A 19,306-nucleotide genomic window follows, 5' to 3' on the forward strand; every position below is an offset into this window, starting at 1 on the left:
GGGGTCAGCTACAGGTTGGGGAGCTCCCGGCGCACGTCGGCGAGGCGGGCGAGGGAGCCGAGGACCTTGGGGTGGTTGTCGGTGAGGTGGCGGACGATGATGTCGGTGTAGCCGAGTGGCTCGAGGGCGCGGAACTTCTCCACGACCTGCTCCACCGAGCCCCAGCAGAGCGCCTTCGGGTCGAAGCCGCGATACCCCGCCTTGACCATCGCGTGGCCCACCGCGTCCGCCTCGGCCGCAGACTCGCCGACGTAGATGTCCCGCCTGATCGCCACCGCGGTCGGCTTCTTGCCGTACTTGGCGCAGCCATCCAGGTACCAGGCCGCCTGTTCGCGCGCCTGGTCGATGGTGAGGCCGGGCGAGGCGAGCCAGCCGTCGGCGATGCGCGCCGCGCGGTCGATGGAGACCCGCGCGCTGGCGCCGATCCAGTACTCGACGGGCTCGACGGGGCGCGGCGCCACGCGCGCGTTCTCGACGACGAAGCGGCCCTGCGATGACACGGTCTCGTCCGCGAGGAGCTTCTTTACGAGGGCGAAGGACTCTTCGAAGGCCGAGGGGCGCTGCTTGATGTCGGCGCCCATCGCGAGAAACTGCGCCTCGTCGGCGCCGAGCCCGCACTGGAAGATGAAGCGGCCGCGCGCGATGGCGGCCAGCGTGCCGACCTGCTCGGCAACCAGCACGGGATTCCAGAGCGGCAGGAGGAAGAGGCAGCCCGCGGGCTTTTCGTCCCACTCGGCGAGGAGCCGCCCGAGCATGGGCACGTTTTGGTAATAGGGCTTGGGGACGGCGTGGTGATCGCCAAGGAAGAGCGAGTCGAGGCCCGCGCGGCGCGCGGCCTGAGCCCGCTCGATCATCCAGCGCGCGCCTTCGCGCGGGTCCGCGACGTCGTGGTGGTTCGTCAGCGAGATGCCGACGCTCATCGCACGATCTCCCATGTCAGAGGACCAGCAGGAGGCCGAGGGCCGCCAGGAGACCCATGCCGCCGCCGAAATAGAACGGCGACGCGGGGCCGAGCCATGTCCAGAGCGCGCCCGCGATGAGGGAGGCGGGGAAGAGGCCGATCCCCACCAGGGTTCCGTGCAGGCCCATGGCCGTGGCACGAAGCTCGCGGGGCGCGAGGTCGGTCACGAGCGCCTTTTCGACTCCGTCGGTGAAGCCGCTGTAGAGACCGTAGAGCGCGAAGAGCGCCCAGATCAGCCACGAATGCCCGAGACCGTCCAGGAGGGCGAAGCCCAGGTAGACGAGCCCGTAGAAGAGATAGCCCGCCACGAGGAGCGCCTTGCGGCCGATGCGGTCCGACAGGCGGCCGACCGGATAGGACGACAGCGCGTAGCTCACGTTGTAGGCGCCGTAGAGGAGGATGGCGGCCGCGGCGCTCATGCCCAGGTCCTGGGCCCGAAGCAGGAGGAAGGCGTTGGACGAATTGCCGAGAGTGAAGAGGAGCGTGATCAGCAGGAAGAGCCGAAGGCGTCCCGGCAGCGCGCTCCAGCTGAGTCGAGGTGGGGTGACACGCGGCCCCTCGTGCCTGGGCTCGCGCACGGCCAGGAGCATCAGGAGACCAGCCGCGGCGGGGAGGAGGGCCCAGAGGAAGACGCGCGTGTACTCGCCCGGCATGCGGGTGAAGAACCAGTACCCGAGCGCCACTCCGACGACCGCGCCCCAGGTGTCGAGCGTCCGGTGGAGGCCGAAGGCGCTGCCGCGCTTCTCGGGGTGCGCGCTGTCGGCGATCAGCGCGTCGCGCGGCGCCGTGCGTATCCCCTTGCCGAGCCGGTCCACGACCCGCGCCGCCAGCACCATGCCCCAGCCCGCGGCCAGCGCCAGCAGCAGCTTGCCTATCGCGCCCGCGCCGTAGCCGGCCATGGTGAGGCCTTTGCGCCTTCCGATCAGGTCGGAGATGAAGCCCGAAAAGACTTTGAGGAGGCTCGCCACGCTCTCGGCCAGGCCTTCGATAAGCCCCAGCACGGCCGGGCTCGCGCCGAGCGCGGCCGTGAGAAAGAAGGGCACGAGCGGGTAGACCATCTCGCTCGAGATGTCGGTGAGGAAGGAGGTCAGCCCGAGGAGGACGATGTTACGGATTGGCGCCTTCTCCGACCGCGCGGCGCACGGCCTCGCTCGTGATGGGCAGCTCGGTGAAGCGGTGTCCTGTCGCGTCCCTGACCGCGTTGGCGATGGCGGCGGGCGCGCCGACCACGGGCGGCTCGCCGACTCCCTTCGCGCCGAAGGGGCCCAGCTCTGACGGCACCTCCACGAGCACGGCGCGCACCGCGGCGACGGTCTCGCTCGCCGGCATGGCGTAGTCCATGAACGTTGCCGAGAGCAGCTGGCCGTGCGCGTCGTACGGCATCCGCTCGAGGAGGGCCCACCCGACCCCCTGGGCGGCGGCGCCCTGAATCTGGCCTTCGATGGCCGCGGGGTTGAGCGCGCGCCCTACGTCCTGGACCACGACCTGGTCGAGCACTCGCACGTGGCCGGTCTCCATATCCACCTCGACCTCGGCCAGATGTGCCGCGAAGGCGGGCGAGCGCGCGATGGTCGCCGTCGAGCCACGCCCGTACACGGGCTCGTACTTGCCCGCGAACTGCATCGACGCCTTGGCGAGCGCGGCGATGGGCACGGCTTTGGCCGGCGCGCCCCGGACCTGGATCGCCCGGTCGACCAGCTCTAGGTCCTCCACCGCCGCCTCGAGGTGACGCGCGGCGATGGCGAAGAGCTGCTGCCTCGCGTCGCGCGCGGCCTTCTCGACGGCCGCGCCGACGGTGTAGGTGATCTTGCTCCCGCCGCTCGAGCCGGCGTACGGCGCGGCCTCGGTGTCGGCGTTGACCACCCGGATGAGTCCCGTGTGAAGCCCGAAGGCCTCCGAGGCGATCTGCGCGAAGGCCGTGTTGGTACCGCTCATGTCCACCGTGCCCACGATGATGGACAGCGTGCCGTCGCGCTCGAGGCGGCAGACCGCGTTGGCCGGCTCGATGCCGCCCATCCAGCCGCCGATTGCGACCCCGACGCCACGCCTCAGCCGGGCATCGGATCCCGCGGACGCCTTCCGACGGTCGCGCTCCTCCTTGAGCCGCTCGAGGCAGGGGCGGAGCCCGATGCGCGGCCACTTGTTGCCGTTGGCCATGAGATCGCCCTCGGCCGACGCGTTGAGGAGCCTCAGGTCGAGCGGGTCCATGCCGAGCGCGCGGGCCATCTCGTCCATCTGGGATTCCAGCGCGAAGGCCGCCTGGACGGCGCCGGGAGCGCGGTAGGCGCCGTTGCCCGTCTTGTGGGTCAGCACCTCGTAGCCGCGGATGTCCATGTGGGGCAGGCGGTAGCAGCCGCCGAGCATCAAGCAGGCGATGCCGAGCGGCGCGCCCGCATAGGCGCCGGCGTCGAAGATGACCCGCGCCTGAAGGGCGGTCAGCCTGCCGTCCTTGGCGATGCCGGTCTTGAGCTCGAAGACGCTCGCGGGCGCGGGCGTCGTCGTCAGGAACTCCTCGGTGCGCGAGAGCACGAGGGAGACCGGGCGCCTGAGGGCGAGCGCCAACGCGGCGGCGAGAGGCTCGAGGAGGACGAACTTGCCGCCGAAGCCGCCGCCGAGCGGCGTCGCGACGATGCGCACTTGGTGCTCGGGCAGGCCCAGGGCCTCGGCGACTTCCGAGCGCGTGTAGAAGAGCGCCTGGGTGGTCGTCCACACGGTGACGTTGCCGAGCGCGTCCACCTGCGCCACGGCCGCGCGCGGCTCGAGGTAGCCCTGGTGGACGACGCTCGTGCGGTAGGTGCGCTCGATCACGACGTCCGCCTCGGCGAAGCCCTTGGCGACGTCGCCGCGCGTGAAGTGCTGGGTGCTCGCGATGTTGGGCCCGAGCGCTTCCGTGAGCGCCGCGCCGCCGCCGGCCGCGCCGTGCTGGCCCAGTAGGGCGTCATCGTCCTGGCCGCCAAGCTCGCTCACGAGCGGGGCGTCGGGCCGCATGGCCTCGAGCGCGTCGACCGCGGCGGGCAGGATCTCGTACTCGATCTCGACCAGCGCCGCGGCGTCCTCGGCGACGGCCTCGCTCTCGGCCACGACCGCGACCACGGGGTGCCCCACAAAGCGGACGGTGTCGAGCGCCAGAGGGCAGCGGTTGCGGTCTGACGGATCCTGCTTGGCGAGCGGCAGGTCGCGCCCGGTGAAGACCCCGACCACGCCGGGCAGGGCCCTGGCGGCGTGCGCGTTCACCTTGAGGATGCGCGCGTGGGCGTGGTGCGAGAGCACGAGGCGGGCGTGCAGCGCGCCCGCCTGAACGAGGTCCGCGGCGAAGCGCGTGAGGCCCGCCGCCTTCTCGCCGCCGTCCACGCGCGGGAGGGACTGGCCGATGCTGGACACAGGGGGCATGGTCTATCTCCGGTGCTCGGCGTCGATGGCCGAGAGATCTTCAGGGGTGAGCGTGAAGTCGAGCGCGCCCGCGTTCTCTCGGACGTGCTCGGGGCGCGTCGCCTTCGGGATGGCGAAGAGCGCCGGGCGATGGGTGAGGAAGTTGAGCGCGACCTGGCGCGGCGTCTTGCCCGATGCGCAGAGGGCTACCAAGGCGCGCATGGTGTCCTCGATGGGGTGCTGCCCGCTCCACCAGTGCAAGAGGTAGAGATCCACGTGGTCGGTACGCAGGCGCTTGAGCGAGCGCTCGCAGGCATCGAGCGTCCCCTTGTAGGACGCGTTCGAGGGCAGGACCTTGGTGGCGATGAAAACGCGGTCGCGCTGCCCCGCCACCGCTTCGGCGACGATCTCCTCGGCTTGGCCGTCGGCGTACATCTCGGCCGTGTCGATGTGGCTCAGGCCCAGCTCGATGCCGAGCCGGAGCGCGGCGATCTCGTCCTTTTTCAGGCGCCGGTCCTCGCCCATGTGCCAGGTGCCCTGGCCGATGACGCTGACAGGGACGCCGGTGGGCCCGAACGGGCGGGTGAGCACGCCGGCAGTGTACACCGCGCGTCGAAATGCGAGCAGCCGGCTCAGCGACGCGCTGTCCTACGGACGTAGGCCGGCGAGAAGGGTCCAGATGCGAGGCGGCGCCCGAAGAGCCGCACGCGAGGCGTAGTCCTTCTACGTTGAACGTGCGGCCGAGGGCGCCAACGAAGCAGATGGGCCCTTATCGGCGGCCGGCTAGCGGGGGCCGGTGCGCCAGCCGAGCCAGCCAACGGCTGACACCAGACCGATCAGCACTGCTGACGTGCCGATCGTCGACAGCTCGGACATCCACTTGATCGTGGTGCTGCTGAGGCCCGCGAAGGCGAGCCCGATCACGGGGAGCACCGGCGCGCCGCAGCCCATTACGGTGCAGCCGCCCGTGGAGAGCCCGAAGATGCCGCCCAGCGCCCCCAGCACGCCGCCCGATCCTCCGGCCCTGCGTCCCCACGGGGCGACGGGGAGAGCCGCGCGGCGCTGCATCCAGAGCGCGAAGTACGCCGCGACGAGGAAGGACATGAAGGCGAAGCGCGCGAGATCGGCCGTCGTCACCGCGAAGCCCCACTCGATGCCAAACGAGCCGTCCGAAGAGAACCAGAAGAGCGCCAGGCCCCACGCCTTGGTGAGGCGCTCCCCGAGCGACCCGGGCCCGGACGCGAGGTAGTCGGGCAGGGAGGGCAGCCAGGGGTTGATGGTGAAGGCGGTGACGGGCTTGCGGGCGACGGTGAGGACGAGGGGCGGGACCACGATGTCGAGGGCGAAGACGCCGAGGGCGACCGCGAGGAACAGCCACGGCCGTGATCTCACGGCGGCCCCGATGCCGCGAAGGGATCGCTTGATGGCGCTCATGTCCGCATGGCCTTCGAGCACGATTATAGGCGCTCTTGCCCGGGGACGCGAGGCTCTGACGCATCGCGACGAGAACGAGCCGCCGTTCGAGCTTACTCCTTGACTTCCACCGAGCCCCGGCTAATATCCCCTTACCCCACCACTGGCCTCGAAACTGTCCACCCAATGAAGGAGGGACGCCTTATGGCCCCAGAAGTTTCCCGTCGTGACTTCCTGAGTTCTCTCGGCGTAACGGTCGGCGCCGCGGCGACCGCGGCCGGCCTGCCGCTGGTCGGCGGCCCGGCTCTCATCAGCCGCGCCGAAGCCCAGCCGAAGGGCAACATCCCCGACACGCCGTACAAGATCGGCCACATGACCTACTTCACGGGCGCCGCCGCCGTGCTTGGAGAGCCCTCGTACAAGGGGCACATCCTCGCGGCCGAGGAGATCAACGCCCAGGGCGGCCTGCTCGGCAAGCGCAAGATCGAGACCTTCAAGGCCGACGAAGCGGCCGGCACCGACGCCAACGTGAAGGAAATGCGCCGGATGAAGCTCTCGGAGAAAATCGACCTCTTCACCGGGGTCATCTCGAGCGGCAACACGCCGGCGCTCGGGCCCGTGGCCGAGGAGCTCAAGCTGCTGACGATCTTCGTGGACGGCTGCACCGACTTCCTCTTCGACAAGGTCGTGCCGAACCCGCACTACATCTTCCGCATCACCAACATGCAGTCGGCCGACGGCGTGACTTGCGGGGTCGCCACGGCGATGACCTGGCCCAAGACCCGCCGCGTCGCCCACATCCACCCCGACTACACCTACGGGCGCAACGCCTTCGCGCACTTCAACATCGTGATGAAGAAGATGGTTCCCGGCGCCCAGGTCGTGTCCGAGGGCTGGCCCAAGCTCGGGACCACGGACTTCACCTCCCACATCACCAAGGCGATCGCGGCAAAGCCAGACCTGCTGGTCTCCTCGGTGTGGGGCGGCGACTACGTGGCCATGTACAAGCAGGCCCTGCGCTACGACATGTTCAAGAAGATGAAGTTTGCCTCGACGATCGCCTTCGGCGTGGCGCCCCACGCGATCGGCAAGGACCACCCGGAAGGCGCCATCGCGGGCGTCCACTCCAACTACTACTTCAACTACCCGCCGCAGGACCGCTGGCCGGCCAACACGTCGTTCGTGAAGAAGTACTTCGAGCGGTGGAAGGAGTATCCGAACTTCCAGTCGGAAGGCGCATATACGACGCTCATGCTCCTGAAGCAGACGGTCGAGAAGGCCAACAAGCTGACGGGCGGCTGGCCCGACGACCAGGCCATCATCAGCGAGCTCGAAGGGGCGTCCATCTCCGGCCCGGCGGGTTACCTGCACATCCGGCCGGACAACCACCAGGGCTACAAGGACGCCATGACCGGCTTCAGCGTGAACTCGCCGGACTATCCGTTCCAGATCCTCGATCCGAACAAGATCATCACCATCCCCATCCGCAACATCACGGCGCCTCCGGGGTGGCCGGCGCCGAGCGGTGAGGAGACTCGCACCTACACCTGGATCGACAAGACCTGGCCCCAGGTCAAGGTCTAGCGCCTCGGCTCACGGGTTCGGGGGAGGGGGGCGCGAACTGCCCCCCTCCCCCTTTCTCACGTTCATGAGGCGTCCGGGGTTCCGTCGATGGGCGCGCAGGGTGCGCGCGCTCATCCTGCTTGTCTTCTGCCTGCTCTGGGCCGCTCCCTCCGGGGCCGGTCACGAGTTGCCCTTCTATCCGTCCTACTACCCTCAGGAGATCCGTATCCAGACCCTGCCGCCGGCCGCGGCGGTGCCTTTGCTCAAGAACGCCGGGCTCCATGCCTATGTCGGTGCCGACCCCTTCGTGGGCGGCCGCGCCCCAGCCGACCTCAAGCCCGTCGAGTCGCTGGGCGGCTACGTGGTCATGACCTTCAATCCGGGCTCGCAGGCGGCGGCGAACCGCGAGAGCCGGTGCGCAGCGGCTCGCCGGATCGCCAAGAGCCTCGGCCAAGCGCCGGGCCTCTACGTCCCGCATCCGTATCCCGTCACGCCGTATGACATGGACTACCTGGAGCACTTCGATCTGGCCCAGTCAGCGAAGCAGGCCTACGCTTCCGTACCGGCCGGATCGGGCGCTGCGCTCCTCGTCCAGGCCAAAGGTCCACTGGCCGAGCGGCTCGTAAAGGCCCCGGCCAGGGGCGGCAAGTGGGACGCCACGATCGAGGAGGTCGACGTTAAAGGCCTGCTCGCTTCCCACGGCCTGAACCTGGACGGCTGGCTCGGCCCACCGTGGCTCAAGGAGGGCTGGTTCCACGCCCATCTGCTCGCGGCCGGCGCCGTCAGCGACGCCGCGGATCGTCAGGCAGCGGAGGGGCTCTACCGTCGCCTCTCTTCCGGCGCCTTTGACAGCCCCACCGCGCGGATCGAGCTCGAGCGCCAGCTGGTGTCGCGACTGGCGGCGGGCTGCGAGCGGGTGGTCTTGGGCTACACGATCCGCCGCGAGTACTTCAACGCGGAGTTCTCTCAGGGCGTGGAGAACATCGCCTGGGATTCTCAGACCGGGTTCAACTCCGCCATCTTCCTCCGCACCGTCAAGCTCAAGGATTTCCCGTGGAACGGTTGGCTCAGATTGGGAATCGCGAGCCGGCCCGCCGCCGCGTGGAATCCGATCGGGGGCTTCTCCGATCCGGCGGGGCGGCTGCTGTGGGCGGCCGTGGGCGATCCGGCCCTGATCCCGGAACCCTACGGCTCCGGATGGCTGGCCAACCGCGTGACTGCCGCGGCGGTCACTCGGCCGCCCTCCTCTCCAACCGTGTCCGAGATCGAGCTGCCGGAAGACGCCCTGATCCCGGAGCCCGGCACCGGGCTCTTCAGTGACGCGGGGAAGGGCAAGAACGCGCGGGCCCGCATCACATACCGCCTCGTGGCCTCCGCCTTCCACGACGGGACGCGCATGACCCCGGCGGACGCCGTCTACGCGTACAGCTTCGCCTACCGCTGGGGCTCGCGCGCGGGCGGGCGGGCCGCGGCCGACCCCGCCGTGGAGGGAGCGACAGCGCCGCTCCGCCAGGCCCTCGTCGGGTTCCGCGTGATCAAGGTGGACGCCGAGGTCCGGAAGTTCAGCGACAACACGTTCACCTACATCGTTCCGGTCATCGACGTCTACGTCAGCGGCGGCGCCCTCGACAACGAAGCCCTGGCTGCCCTCGCGCCTCCATGGAGTGCCTTGCCCTGGCCCGTGCTGGCGCTGATGGACGAGGCCGTCAAGCGGGGCCTCGCCGCCTTTTCACCGGGCGAGGCGAAGCGGCGCGGCGTGCCGTGGCTCGACCTGGCGCGGGATGCGAAGACGAAGGAGGCGCTGGCCGCGCTGGTGGAGACGTTCGCGGCCCAGGCTTACATCCCGCCCGCGCTCAAGCGACTCGTCACGGCGGACGAAGCCCAGACACGCTGGGCCTCGCTCAAGGGCTTTTACGCCAAGCGCGGCCACTTCCTCGTCACCAACGGGCCCTACGCGCTCGAGAAGTGGACGGAGCGCGAGGTAGTCTTAGCGGCGTTTCGCGACTTCACCAACCCGAAGGGGGTCGGCACCTACGATCGCTTCGCGCTCCCGAGCCGGGCTTTCGTCGCCCGGCTTACCGCCCGCGGCGACCGCCTGGAGATCGTCCCCGAGATCGAACGCGTCGAGAAGTTCCTGCGGGACTACCGCGTCGTGAGGGGGCCGCTGGGCAAGCCGGTCTCCGAGGAGGACCGCGCGGACGTGCCCGTCTGCCGCTACGTCATTGTCGGCGCCGACGGCGCGGTGGCGGACGCCGGCCTGTCGCGCGACCGGGACGGCGCCCGGCTCGTGGTCAATCTCAAGGGCCGGCTCAAGCCGGGCGCATACACCGCCCTGGTGGCGCTGGCCCTGCGCGACAACTGGGTCAACGCCGAGGTGGCGGTGACGCAGTTTCGGGTTGAACCGGGCCCCTGAGTTAGGGCAAGGTATCGGGGCCATGGACACGCTCCTGATCCACATCCTCAACTCGCTCCTCTATGCGGCGGTGCTCTTCCTCATCGCCGGCGGGCTCAGCCTCATCTACGGTGTCATGCGGATCGTCAACCTGGCCCACGGCAACCTCTATGCCTTCGGGGCCTTCGTGGCGGCCTGGACGGTGGGGCTGCTCGTGGACGGCGCGACGCCGACGCCGCTCCTCTACCTCGTGCTGCTCGCCGGGCCCCTGGGGGCGGCCGCCCTGGGCGCGGTGCTGGAGCCGACCCTGCTCCGGCCGCTCTACAAGCGTCCCGAGGAGTACCAGCTGCTGATCACGTTCGGGCTGCTCTTGATCCTCGAGGACCTGATACGGCTCATCTGGGGTCCATACCCGCTGTCCGTCAGCGCGCTCTTCGAGGGCATGGGGAGCCTCAACATCGGTGAGTCCATCTACCCGACGTACAACCTGGCCGTCATCGTCGTCGGCGGCCTCGCGGCGGCGGGTCTCTGGGCCTTCATCTACCGCACGCAGTTCGGCGTCGTCCTGCGGGCGACCTCGCAGAACATGCGCATGGCGCAGGCCATGGGGGTCAACGTCAACCGCGTCTACGTCCAGGCCTTCACGCTGGGCTGCTTCATGGCGGGTCTCGGCGGCGCCATCGTCGTGCCGCAGCAGGGCGCCGTGCTCGGCATGGGCGTGGACGCGCTGATCCTGGCGTTCGTCGTCGTGGTCATCGGCGGCCTCGGGAGCCTCGAGGGTGCCCTGGTCGGAGCGCTGATGGTGGGCGTGGTCCGGGAGCTCGGCATCACTTTCTTTCCGGAGGTCGAGCTGGCGGTGCTCTACCTGATGGCGGCCGTGGTGCTGCTCATCCGACCCGCCGGACTGTTCGGGCGCGCATGAGCCCCGTGCCCGCCGAGACCCGGCGCCTGCTCGTTCCCGCCGGGCCCATCGTTCTCGTGCTCGCGATCCTGCCCTGGGTAGTCGAGCCGTACCAGACCGTGCTGCTCTCCTACGGCCTGGTCTTCGCCATCGCGGCGCTGGGCTTCAACCTCTTGCTGGGCTACACGGGCCTCCTCTCCTTCGGGCACTCGGCATACTTTGGCGTGGGCGCCTACGCCGTCGCCTTCGCCGTGAAGTACCTGAAGGTCGGCTCGATGGAGCTGTTGCTCCTTGCCGGCATCCTCGCGTCAGCCCTTGTGGCGGCGATCTTCGGTCTGGTCTGCGTGCGCTACACGCGGATCTTCTTCGGCATCCTCACGCTGGCCCTGTCCCAGGTGCTGTGGAGCCTGGCCTTCAAGTTCTTCTGGGTGACGGGCGGGACCGACGGCCTGCGCGTCCCCACGCCCACGCTGCTCGGCGTGTCCATGGGCGCCGGGCAGGACAAGATGGCCTTCCTGGCGCATCGGTACTACTACTACGTCCTCGTGGTCTTCGTGGCCGCCACGGCGGTCATGTGGGTGATCGTGCATTCGCCGTTCGGCAAGGCGCTGCAGGCCATCCGCGACAACGAGACCCGCGCCGAGTTCGTCGGCGTGCAGGTCTGGCACTACCGCTGGATCGCCTTCCTGATCTCCGGAGTGTTCACGGGGCTGGCCGGGGCGCTCTGGGTGCCGCTCAACGGGCTCACGACGCCCGACATCCTGTACTGGCAATTCTCGGGCGAGATCGTCTTCTTCACCGTGCTGGGGGGCTTCAAGACCTTCGCCGGGCCCATCGTGGGCGCGGTGGTCTTCAACTACCTCAAGACCTTCGCCGTCGGGTACACCGTCTACTGGCAGATGTTCCTGGGCGTCGTGCTGGTGACACTCGTGCTGGCGCTGCCGACGGGCATCATGGGCATGGTGGCGCGGCTCGCCCAGAAGTGGAGCCAGAAGTGGAAGAGGGCACCCGCGCCGTGAGCCTGCTCAAGACGACCCAGCTCACCAAGTACTTCGGCGAGACGCACGCCGTGGATCACGTGGACTTCACCGTGACGGAAGGAGAGGTGCTGGCCCTCATCGGCTCCAACGGGGCGGGGAAGACCACCCTGATCAACCTGATCAGCGGGCTCATCCCCGTGGATTCCGGCGCCATCGTGTTCCAGGGGGCCGACATCACCCACGACTCCATCCACGAGAAGATCGCCCGGGGGATCGCGCGGAGCTTCCAGCTCGTCAACCTCTTCGACCAGCTGAGCACGCTCGACAACCTGGCGCTGGCCATCTTCTCGCGGGACGGCAAGACCCGGAAGCTGTTTACGCTGTCGGACGCGGACCGGGCCGTCCGGGACGAGGCCGTGGCCGTGCTCCAGCAGTTCGGCCTGGCGGGCAAGGCCGGCATGGTGGCGGGCGGGCTCAGCCAGGGCGAGCGCAAGCTCCTGGACGTGGCCGTCGCCTACGCGCTCAAGCCCAAGCTCCTCTTCCTCGACGAGCCCACCAGCGGCGTCAGCACCCGCGAGAAGGCGCCGATCATGGACATCATCACGCAGGTGGTGCGGGCGGGGGGGATCACGGCCGTTATCGTCGAGCACGACATGGACGTGGTGTTCAAGTATTGCCCCAGGATCGTCGCCATGCACCAGGGCACGATCCTGGCCGACGGCACCCCGGACGAGATCCGGAACAACGAGCAGGTCACGGCCAATCTCCTGGGGACCCAGCGCCATGCTTGAGCTCGAGCGGATCAACACCTTCCGCGGCCCCGCCCACGTCCTCAACAGCGTCTCGCTGAAGGTTGGGGACGCCGAGTCGGTCGTCCTGGTGGGGCGCAACGGCGCAGGCAAGACCACGACCATCGACAGCATCATGGGACTGCTACCGATCCGCAGCGGCACGGTCACGTTCAACGGGAAGGACATCACCCGGCTGCCCACTCACGTCCGGGCGCTGGCGGGGATCGGCTACGCGCCGGAGGACGCCGGGATCTTCCCGGATCTGACCGTCGCCGAGAACTTCGTGATCAGCCAGTCGCTTGCCCGCTCGGCCGGCAAGGCCGTGGCCACCGCGGGCGACAGCGGGATCGACGAGCGCGTGCTCACGCTGTTCCCGGAGGTGCGCGCGTTCACCCAGCGGCGCGGGCTGTTCCTCTCGGGCGGCGAGAAGAAGATGGTCGCCATCGCCCGCGCCATGACCCTCAGCCCCTCCATCCTGCTGCTGGACGAGCCCTTCGAGGGACTGGCGCCCGTGGTGGTGACCCGGTTCATCGAGGCCGTGACGCAGATCAAGGCCATGGGCGTCTCGCTGCTCATCGCGGAGTCGAACCTGATGACCGCGTCCCGGGTGGCCGACAGGCTCTACGCGATCGACCGGGGCGAGATCATCTTCGAGGGTCCCCCGGCCCGCGCGTTCGACAACCAGGAGGTCATGAAGACCATCCGCGGCTGAGTCGACCCCGGGCGGATAGGTGGCCGGGGCCGCGCCGTGATGCCTCAGAAGTTGGTGTTGCCGAACGGCGGGCGAGAAGCTGGCCGAGATGAAGGCCATAGGCATCGAGTACCGCCCGGACTGGGCGGCGAAAGCCAAGTGGGGCCTCCTCGTCTGTGAGAAGGCCGGCCCATGAGCGAGAACGGGCTTTGCTCGGAAGATCTGCCGTGGGTGGAGCCTCGCACTCAGGCTGCAGGTTCGAGAATGACCCGGTCGCCGTGTGCGCTCATGTCGCCTCTCATCCCGCTACCGGCGCAGCCCCACGTCCAGCACCACGCCGAGGAAGAGGAGCACCAGGAAGAGATTCGAGGCGTGGAAGCTGGCGAGCGCCAGACGCCGGTCGGCCGGCCGGCGCGCGAGGCGGAGGTTCTGGCCCAGCAGGATTCCCCCCGCCGCTAGGACGACGAGCACGTAGGGCCAGCCGAGGAGACCCAGGACGAACGGCAGGAGGCTCGAGGCCAGGAGCGCCACGGTATTCGCCACGATGCTCCGCACCGTCCGGCTCTCGCCCTTGACCGCGGGCAGCATGGGGATCCCCGCCTCGGCGTAGTCCCTCTTGTAGGCGATGGCGAGCGGCCAGAAGTGGGACGGGCTCCAGAAGAAGAGCACGGCCGCGAAGATCAGCGGCGGTGAGCAGAGCTCGGGCCGCGCGAGCGCCCCGCCCGCCAGGACGGCGAAGGACCCGGCCAAGCCGCCGATCACGACGTTGAGCCATGAGCGACGCTTGAGCCAGATCGTATAGATGACCACGTAGGTGAAGGCGCCCAGGAAGAGGTGCAGTGCCACGAGCCGGTTCAGCTTCCAGAGGGCGAGGCTGAGCGCCAACGCGACCGCGGCGAGGCCGAGCGCGACCACATGCCAGCCGTGGCGGATCCTCCCGGACGGCAGTGGCCGCCGCGCGGAGCGGGCCATGCGGGCGTCCAGATCGCGGTCGAGGAAGTGGTTGAGCGCTCCGGCGCCCCCTGCCGCCATGACGGTCGCCAGGAAGAGGATGCCCATCGCGGAGAGCGACAGCCCAGCCGGGGCGGTGGCCACGTAGCCCAGCAGGGCGGCCATTCCGATGAAGCTGCCGATCCGGAGCTTCAGAGATTCCACGTAGGCCGCGATCACGACGGGGCACTCGCGGGACGCGGGCCGGCCATCAGAAGAGCCGGTAGAGCATGAGGTAGATCGCCACTCCCGTGACCGACACGTAGAGGCCGGTCGGGACGGTCCACCGCGCGAACCGCGCGTGCTGCTTGAAGCGTGCGCGGGCGGCACAGTAGAGCGTCATCGGAACGAGCACGACCAGCGCCGCCGCCAGCACCGTGTGGGAGCCCAGGATGAGGAAGTAGAGCGTCCGGACGAGCCCTTGCCCCGTGAACCGGACGTGTCCGAACACCGAGTGGTAGACGAGGTAGCTCAGCAGGAACAGCCCCGAGGCGCCGGCCGCCCCCAGCATGGAGAGCCGGTGCGCGATGGCGCGACGGCGCCGGATGCACACCCAGCCCAGCACGATGAGCAGGGCGCTGATCGCGTTGAGGCAGGCGTTGACCGCCGGCAGCACCGAGAGCGTGCTCACCGGGCCGTCCTCCGCACCCGCCGAGCCGCGGCACGCCCGCTCAATGATGGAAGCTGAAGTCGGGCAGGAGCGTCAGCGCCAGGATCGCCACGAGGGCCACAGGGATGAGGGCGATCGCGTAGATCACCCAGGGCTCGAGCTTCAGGTGCATGTAGTGGAGCGCCACCAGCAGTGCCTTGGCCGCCGCGGTCGCGAAGATCGCCGTCACGGCGAGCGCCCGCGCGCCGGGGAGGAAGCTCGCCGCCACGCCGGCGGCCATCAGCAACACCAGCCACACCCAGATCGCGACGTAGTTGCTCCGGGGCGCATGGGTCGTCATCGTCACCTCCGTCAGGCCAGGTACAGGAGCGGAAAGAGGAAGATCCAGACGATGTCCACGAAGTGCCAGTAGAGTCCGGCCACCTCGATGCGGTGGGGGCGCAGCCGGCGCCACTCGGTTGTCACCAGGAGGACGACGTTGACCACGATCCCGCCCAGGACGTGGAGCGCATGGAGCCCTGTCATCGCGTAGTAGAAGGACCAGAACGTTCCCGTCCACGGCGCGTACCCGGCCCGGAGCTCTCCGGTGTACTCGACCGCTTTGAAGCCGAGGAAGGCGCACCCCAGAAGGATCGTCAGCCCGAGGAACCGCCGGAGGGCGGCCTCGTCCCCGCGCTCGGTGGCGGCCAGCGCCAGCACGATGGTGAGGCTGCTGGTCAGGAGGATGAGGGTGTTGACGATCCCGATCGTCACGTTGAGGTGGCGCGCGGCCTCGGCCCACCCGGTGGCGCCCAGGCGGAAGACGACGAAGCTCGCGATGAATCCGCCGAACATCATGATCTCGGAGGCCAGGAACCACCAGATGCCGACCTTGGCCGGGGTGAGACCATAGAAGGGCTGCTCTTGGACCTGGATCGCCATACGGAGGTCCTCTCAGGCGCCCGTCGCCAGCGGCCGGCGCTGGGGCAGCCAATCCTGGCTCTCGCCGGGAACGCTGTACTCGTAGGGTCCGCGCTCGACCACCGGCAGCGCCTCACCCCAGTTGAGGTGCGGCGGGGGCGAGGCCACCGACCACTCGAGCGTGCTCGCCTGCCAGGGGTTGGCCGGCGCCGGCGCCCCCGCCACGAGGCTCCGGACCACGTTGACCACGAAGGGGATCTGCGCGGCCAGCAGCAGGAAGGACGCGACGGTCGCCCACTCGTTGATCCACTGGTGCGGTTTGAGCATCTCGAACGGCCGCGGGTCGGCGGTGCGCCGGGTCATGCCGGCCAGCCCGATGTTGTGCATCAGGAAGAAGGTCAGGTTGAAGAAGACGACCGTGAGCCAGAAGTGTAGCCGGCCCAGGGGCCCGGAGAGCATCCGGCCGAACATCTTCGGGAACCAGTAGTAGAACCCGGCGAAGGCGCCGAAGACCGTCGAGCTGAAGAGCGTGTAGTGGAAGTGGGCCACCACGAAGTACGTGCCGCGGAGGTAGATGTCGACGGGCGCGGAGCCGTTGAAGATCCCGGTGAGCCCGCCGAACACGAACATGGCGATGAAACCCAGCGCGAAGAGCATCGGGGTCTCGAAGCTGATGGAGCCCCGCCAGAGCGTGGCGATCATGGCGAACAGCACCCACGCCACCGGCACCGAGATCAGGATGGTGCTGATGCTGAAGGGCATGGCCAGGCGCGGGTCCATGCCGCTCACGAACATGTGGTGCGCCCAGACCATGAAGCTGAGCCCGACCACCCCGCCCGTGGCCCAGAGGATCCAGCGGTAGCCGAAGATCGGCTTGCGGGAGAAGACCGGGAGCACCTCGCACACGAACCCCACCGGCGGCAGCAACAGCACGTAGACCTCGGGGTGGCCGAAGAACCAGAACAGGTGCTGCCAGAGTAGCGGATCGCCGCCGCTCCCGGGGACGTAGAAGCGGGTGCCGATCAGGCGGTCCAGCAGGAGCATCACGGCGCCGGCGATCAGCGGGCCCACGGAGAGCAGGAAGATGAGCGCGGCGGCGAGCTGGTGCCAGACGGCGAGCGGCATGCGCATAAGCGTCATCCCCGGCGCCCGGAGCGTGAGGGCCGTCGTGAGGAAGTTGACCCCACCCATGAGGAAGGCGGCGAACTCGAGCGCGTGGGCCAGGAGCCAGAGGGTCAACCCCCAGTTGGACCCCGTGTACTCCACCTTGCCCGACAGCGGTGGGTAGCCGGTCCAGCCTGCCGAGGCGGCGCCGCCCGGGACGAAGAATGAGACCAGCAGCACCAGCGAGGCCAGCCCGAAGACCCAGATCGAGAGCATGTTCAGCCGCGGAAACGCCATGTCCCGCGCCCCGATCATGAGCGGGATGAGGAAGTTGCCGAAGGCTCCGAGCCCGATCGGCATGGCCACGAAGAAGACCATGATGGTCCCGTGCATCGTGACCAGCACGTTGTAGGCGGCGGGCCCGACCACCCCCCAGCCCGGCACGTCGCTGCCGGGCCAGGCGAGCTGCCAGCGCATCACCCCCGACAGGAAGCCGCCTATCACCGTCCAGAAGAGGCCCCAGGCCAGATACTGCTTGGCGATGGTCTTGTGGTCCGTGGAGAAGACCCAGGTGCGCCAGAAGCCGAGCCCGGCGTCGTGGGTCTCCAGATGTCTGGTGTCCGCCTCGGTGGGCAGGAGATCCTTCATCGCGGCCTCCGTGAGTCAGCCGTCGTGGCGGCCGGCCATTGCTGCTTCACCCAGGCCTCGTACTCCTCCGGCGGGTGTACGTAGAGCGACCCGTTCATCATCGAGTGGCCGATCCCACACAGCTCGGCGCAGGGCAACTCGTACCGGCCCGGCTTGGTTGCCTCGAACCAGCCGCCCGTCAGCCGCCCCGGCACCATGTCTTGCTTGAAGCGAAGGTTGGGGGCGAAGAAGCTGTGCACCACGTCCCCGGACTTGAGGACCAGGCGAACGGGCCGGCCGACGGGGACGTGGATCTCGTTGTTGAACTGCCGATCGTCCCCGGTCCCGAACTTCCCGTCCGGGCCCGGGTAGACCACCTCCCAGAAAAACTGACGGCCCGTGACCTGGATGGTCAGCTCGGCCGGCGGGAACTGGCCCTTGACCTTGGCCCAGGCCGGCGCCCCCCGCCAGTCGATCCACAGATCCAGCGCCAGGATCACGGCGCACGGGATTAGGATCCACGCCGCCTGGCGGAGGGGCTCACCCGTGATGTAGAAGGCGCGGCGCCCCTGCCGGCGCCGGTAAAGAACGAGGAACACACCGAACGTCCCGAGCGTGATGACGAACCACACCAGCCCGACCCAGTAGATCAGCGCGAAGACCGAGTCCACGTCGCCGCCGTACGTCGAGACGTTCTCCGGGAACCACCGCATCCAGTTCACCATGAGTGGTCACCTCGTGTGGCGGCGGCAGGGGTCGGCGCCGCACCCGCAAGCTCGCCGATGGAAACAGCATCGAGCTCGCGCATCAGGAGTGCCTGAACGCGAGCCCAGACCGGATGCACCGGGCAGGTGCGGTCGCGCGGGCAGAGACCCCGACGGATCAGGCACCGGTTGAGGTAGATCGGCCCTTCGACGGCCTCGATGACCCGCCTGAGGGTGACCGCTGCCGGCCGCGCGAGCAGCGAGACGCCGCCGGACATCCCTCGCCGCGTGCGGACGAGGCCGGCCCGGGCAAGATCCTGGATCACCTTGCGCAGGTAGGGGCGGGGAACGCCGGTGCGGCGGCCGAGGTCGGTCGTCCGCACGCTGGCATCGGCTGGGCGGCCGGCCAAGTCCACCATGACTCTCACTGCGTAGTCGCCTCTGAGCGTTAGCTGCATCAAAATGGACCTTCTCGATCCCCTTTGTCCGCAACGATCGCGCGCTTGTGCTTCTGAGCACAATCCGGCGAATGCTTCATTTTTCTGGTGCATCGACACCAGACAGGCGCTTGCCGGGACCCGGTGTTCCTCAGGGCAGGTCAGTTCTTCCATGGCGGAAGGCCTTGCTCGGCGTGCTCGAGGCCACCAGCCTTGCCCCGGCGGCCCCCGACTGCCCACGGGCTCTCGTGACTGAGCGGACAGATCACTTGTCAAGACCCAGCGGACATTTCACTTGTCAACAACAAGGGCGATCGCGCGCTTGACAACGGCGCCCCGCCCCGCTAGAAAGGCCCCGGAGGGACCCATGATCGCGCGATTTCTCCCAAGCCCGACCCCGGCTCGCGCGGCTGCCATCCTGCGGGAGGTCTTTGGCCGTATCCAGGCGCCGGTGGCCTTCAGGCTGTGGGACGGCAGCGAGGTGCGGCTGGCCGGCGACAAGCCCCTCTGCGCCGTGGTCATCAAGTCAGCGGAGACCTTCCTGCACCTGATCCTGCACCCGAAGCCCTACGACTTCGCCCTCGCCTACGTGAACAGCGCCGTCGATTTCGAGGGCGATATCTTCGCGATCATGCCCGTCGCGTTCGAAGTCGAGGAGCTCCGCGTCCCGCTGTTCCTGAAGCTCCGGCTCCTGCTCTCGCTGTGGAAGGGCTGAGCGTGACACGATCAGCGCCCCCTCACCCTGCCCTCTCCCCCTTGTATCATGCAGACACCGGCCAAGAAGACTGGCCGGGTGAAGGTGGGCGGGAGCCCGTTTCCCCCTCGGTCGACCGAGACCGTCCCGGAGCTTGGGGCCCCGTCCGCCGCTTCACG

At 68.9% G+C, this 19,306-nt stretch carries 19 protein-coding genes; 7 read left to right on the forward strand and 12 right to left on the reverse strand.

Annotation, left to right across the window (positions count from 1 at the left end):
- Window positions 1–8 precede the first annotated feature (8 nt).
- The 5 genes from Q7W02_20840 to Q7W02_20860 all read right to left on the reverse strand — a co-directional run bounded on the left by Q7W02_20840 (window position 9) and on the right by Q7W02_20860 (window position 5,764).
- Entirely contained in the window at window positions 9–920 is a 912-nt protein-coding gene (locus tag Q7W02_20840; protein MDO8478592.1) for an LLM class flavin-dependent oxidoreductase, read from the reverse strand.
- A gap of 16 nt (window positions 921–936) precedes the next feature.
- Window positions 937–2,076 carry an MFS transporter gene (locus Q7W02_20845; GenBank protein ID MDO8478593.1) on the reverse strand — a complete coding sequence of 380 codons (1,140 nt, stop codon included), beginning with the start codon at window positions 2,074–2,076 and terminating at the stop codon, window positions 937–939.
- On the reverse strand, window positions 2,069–4,351 hold the full coding sequence (locus tag Q7W02_20850) for a xanthine dehydrogenase family protein molybdopterin-binding subunit (GenBank protein ID MDO8478594.1): 2,283 nt from the start codon (window positions 4,349–4,351) through the stop codon (window positions 2,069–2,071). The genes Q7W02_20845 and Q7W02_20850 overlap by 8 nt, the downstream gene beginning before the upstream one ends.
- A gap of 3 nt (window positions 4,352–4,354) precedes the next feature.
- A complete protein-coding gene (locus Q7W02_20855) occupies window positions 4,355–4,921 on the reverse strand; it encodes an aldo/keto reductase (protein ID MDO8478595.1) in 567 nt (188 codons plus the stop codon).
- Between the two features lie 192 nt (window positions 4,922–5,113).
- A complete protein-coding gene (locus Q7W02_20860; GenBank protein ID MDO8478596.1) occupies window positions 5,114–5,764 on the reverse strand; it encodes a hypothetical protein in 651 nt (216 codons plus the stop codon).
- 183 nt (window positions 5,765–5,947) lie between these two features.
- Between Q7W02_20860 and Q7W02_20865 the strand changes: the two genes are divergently transcribed.
- From Q7W02_20865 to Q7W02_20890, 6 genes are all read left to right on the forward strand, one after another.
- Window positions 5,948–7,327 (forward strand): ABC transporter substrate-binding protein, encoded by a 1,380-nt coding sequence (locus Q7W02_20865; GenBank protein MDO8478597.1) that lies wholly within the window; start codon window positions 5,948–5,950, stop codon window positions 7,325–7,327.
- 100 nt (window positions 7,328–7,427) lie between these two features.
- Complete coding sequence (locus Q7W02_20870) at window positions 7,428–9,719, forward strand: hypothetical protein (protein MDO8478598.1); 2,292 nt, start codon at window positions 7,428–7,430, stop codon at window positions 9,717–9,719.
- Between the two features lie 22 nt (window positions 9,720–9,741).
- Entirely contained in the window at window positions 9,742–10,620 is an 879-nt protein-coding gene (locus Q7W02_20875; protein MDO8478599.1) for a branched-chain amino acid ABC transporter permease, read from the forward strand.
- A gap of 5 nt (window positions 10,621–10,625) precedes the next feature.
- Window positions 10,626–11,618: a branched-chain amino acid ABC transporter permease gene (locus Q7W02_20880; GenBank protein MDO8478600.1), complete on the forward strand. Its 993-nt coding sequence runs from the start codon at window positions 10,626–10,628 to the stop codon at window positions 11,616–11,618.
- Window positions 11,594–12,370, forward strand: coding sequence for an ABC transporter ATP-binding protein (locus Q7W02_20885; GenBank protein MDO8478601.1), 777 nt, complete (start codon window positions 11,594–11,596; stop codon window positions 12,368–12,370). Before Q7W02_20880 ends, Q7W02_20885 begins: the two co-directional genes overlap by 25 nt.
- Entirely contained in the window at window positions 12,363–13,082 is a 720-nt protein-coding gene (locus Q7W02_20890; GenBank protein ID MDO8478602.1) for an ABC transporter ATP-binding protein, read from the forward strand. The genes Q7W02_20885 and Q7W02_20890 overlap by 8 nt, the downstream gene beginning before the upstream one ends.
- A 285-nt stretch (window positions 13,083–13,367) precedes the next feature.
- Here Q7W02_20890 and cyoE read toward each other — a convergent pair whose 3' ends face one another.
- The 7 genes from cyoE to Q7W02_20925 are packed head-to-tail and all read right to left on the reverse strand — an operon-like array spanning window position 13,368 to window position 18,454.
- Window positions 13,368–14,231, reverse strand: a complete 864-nt coding sequence (gene cyoE, locus Q7W02_20895; GenBank protein MDO8478603.1) for a heme o synthase — start codon at window positions 14,229–14,231, stop codon at window positions 13,368–13,370.
- A gap of 31 nt (window positions 14,232–14,262) precedes the next feature.
- Window positions 14,263–14,682 carry a DUF420 domain-containing protein gene (locus Q7W02_20900; GenBank protein MDO8478604.1) on the reverse strand — a complete coding sequence of 140 codons (420 nt, stop codon included), beginning with the start codon at window positions 14,680–14,682 and terminating at the stop codon, window positions 14,263–14,265.
- 40 nt (window positions 14,683–14,722) lie between these two features.
- On the reverse strand, window positions 14,723–15,001 hold the full coding sequence (locus Q7W02_20905; GenBank protein MDO8478605.1) for a cytochrome C oxidase subunit IV family protein: 279 nt from the start codon (window positions 14,999–15,001) through the stop codon (window positions 14,723–14,725).
- Between the two features lie 11 nt (window positions 15,002–15,012).
- Window positions 15,013–15,582, reverse strand: a complete 570-nt coding sequence (locus Q7W02_20910) for a cytochrome c oxidase subunit 3 (GenBank protein MDO8478606.1) — start codon at window positions 15,580–15,582, stop codon at window positions 15,013–15,015.
- Window positions 15,583–15,594: 12 nt separating this feature from the next.
- The gene (locus Q7W02_20915) at window positions 15,595–17,313 is read right to left on the reverse strand and encodes a cbb3-type cytochrome c oxidase subunit I (protein MDO8478607.1); all 1,719 of its coding nucleotides are present in this window, start codon (window positions 17,311–17,313) and stop codon (window positions 15,595–15,597) included.
- Window positions 17,310–18,017, reverse strand: a complete 708-nt coding sequence (locus Q7W02_20920; protein ID MDO8478608.1) for a cytochrome c oxidase subunit II — start codon at window positions 18,015–18,017, stop codon at window positions 17,310–17,312. Before Q7W02_20920 ends, Q7W02_20915 begins: the two co-directional genes overlap by 4 nt.
- Window positions 18,011–18,454, reverse strand: coding sequence for an Rrf2 family transcriptional regulator (locus Q7W02_20925; protein MDO8478609.1), 444 nt, complete (start codon window positions 18,452–18,454; stop codon window positions 18,011–18,013). Before Q7W02_20925 ends, Q7W02_20920 begins: the two co-directional genes overlap by 7 nt.
- Before the next feature lie 346 nt (window positions 18,455–18,800).
- On the opposite strand from Q7W02_20925, the gene Q7W02_20930 reads away from it, so the two are divergent.
- A complete protein-coding gene (locus Q7W02_20930; GenBank protein MDO8478610.1) occupies window positions 18,801–19,148 on the forward strand; it encodes a hypothetical protein in 348 nt (115 codons plus the stop codon).
- Window positions 19,149–19,306: the final 158 nt, after the last annotated feature.

The sequence above is a fragment of the Candidatus Rokuibacteriota bacterium genome (assembly GCA_030647435.1).
GTDB lineage: Bacteria > Methylomirabilota > Methylomirabilia > Rokubacteriales > CSP1-6 > AR37.

What these genes read in the sequence shown, in the direction of transcription:
- Q7W02_20840 (MDO8478592.1), bottom strand. Translation starts at nt 920, where the DNA reads ATGAGCGTCGGCATCTCGCTGACGAACCACCACGACGTCGCGGACCCG.
- Q7W02_20850 (MDO8478594.1), bottom strand. Translation starts at nt 4,351, where the DNA reads ATGCCCCCTGTGTCCAGCATCGGCCAGTCCCTCCCGCGCGTGGACGGC.
- Q7W02_20860 (MDO8478596.1), bottom strand. Translation starts at nt 5,764, where the DNA reads ATGAGCGCCATCAAGCGATCCCTTCGCGGCATCGGGGCCGCCGTGAGA.
- Q7W02_20865 (MDO8478597.1), top strand. Translation starts at nt 5,948, where the DNA reads ATGGCCCCAGAAGTTTCCCGTCGTGACTTCCTGAGTTCTCTCGGCGTA.
- Q7W02_20875 (MDO8478599.1), top strand. Translation starts at nt 9,742, where the DNA reads ATGGACACGCTCCTGATCCACATCCTCAACTCGCTCCTCTATGCGGCG.
- Q7W02_20890 (MDO8478602.1), top strand. Translation starts at nt 12,363, where the DNA reads ATGCTTGAGCTCGAGCGGATCAACACCTTCCGCGGCCCCGCCCACGTC.
- Q7W02_20905 (MDO8478605.1), bottom strand. Translation starts at nt 15,001, where the DNA reads ATGACGACCCATGCGCCCCGGAGCAACTACGTCGCGATCTGGGTGTGG.
- Q7W02_20910 (MDO8478606.1), bottom strand. Translation starts at nt 15,582, where the DNA reads ATGGCGATCCAGGTCCAAGAGCAGCCCTTCTATGGTCTCACCCCGGCC.
- Q7W02_20915 (MDO8478607.1), bottom strand. Translation starts at nt 17,313, where the DNA reads ATGAAGGATCTCCTGCCCACCGAGGCGGACACCAGACATCTGGAGACC.
- Q7W02_20920 (MDO8478608.1), bottom strand. Translation starts at nt 18,017, where the DNA reads ATGGTGAACTGGATGCGGTGGTTCCCGGAGAACGTCTCGACGTACGGC.
- Q7W02_20925 (MDO8478609.1), bottom strand. Translation starts at nt 18,454, where the DNA reads ATGCAGCTAACGCTCAGAGGCGACTACGCAGTGAGAGTCATGGTGGAC.
- Q7W02_20930 (MDO8478610.1), top strand. Translation starts at nt 18,801, where the DNA reads ATGATCGCGCGATTTCTCCCAAGCCCGACCCCGGCTCGCGCGGCTGCC.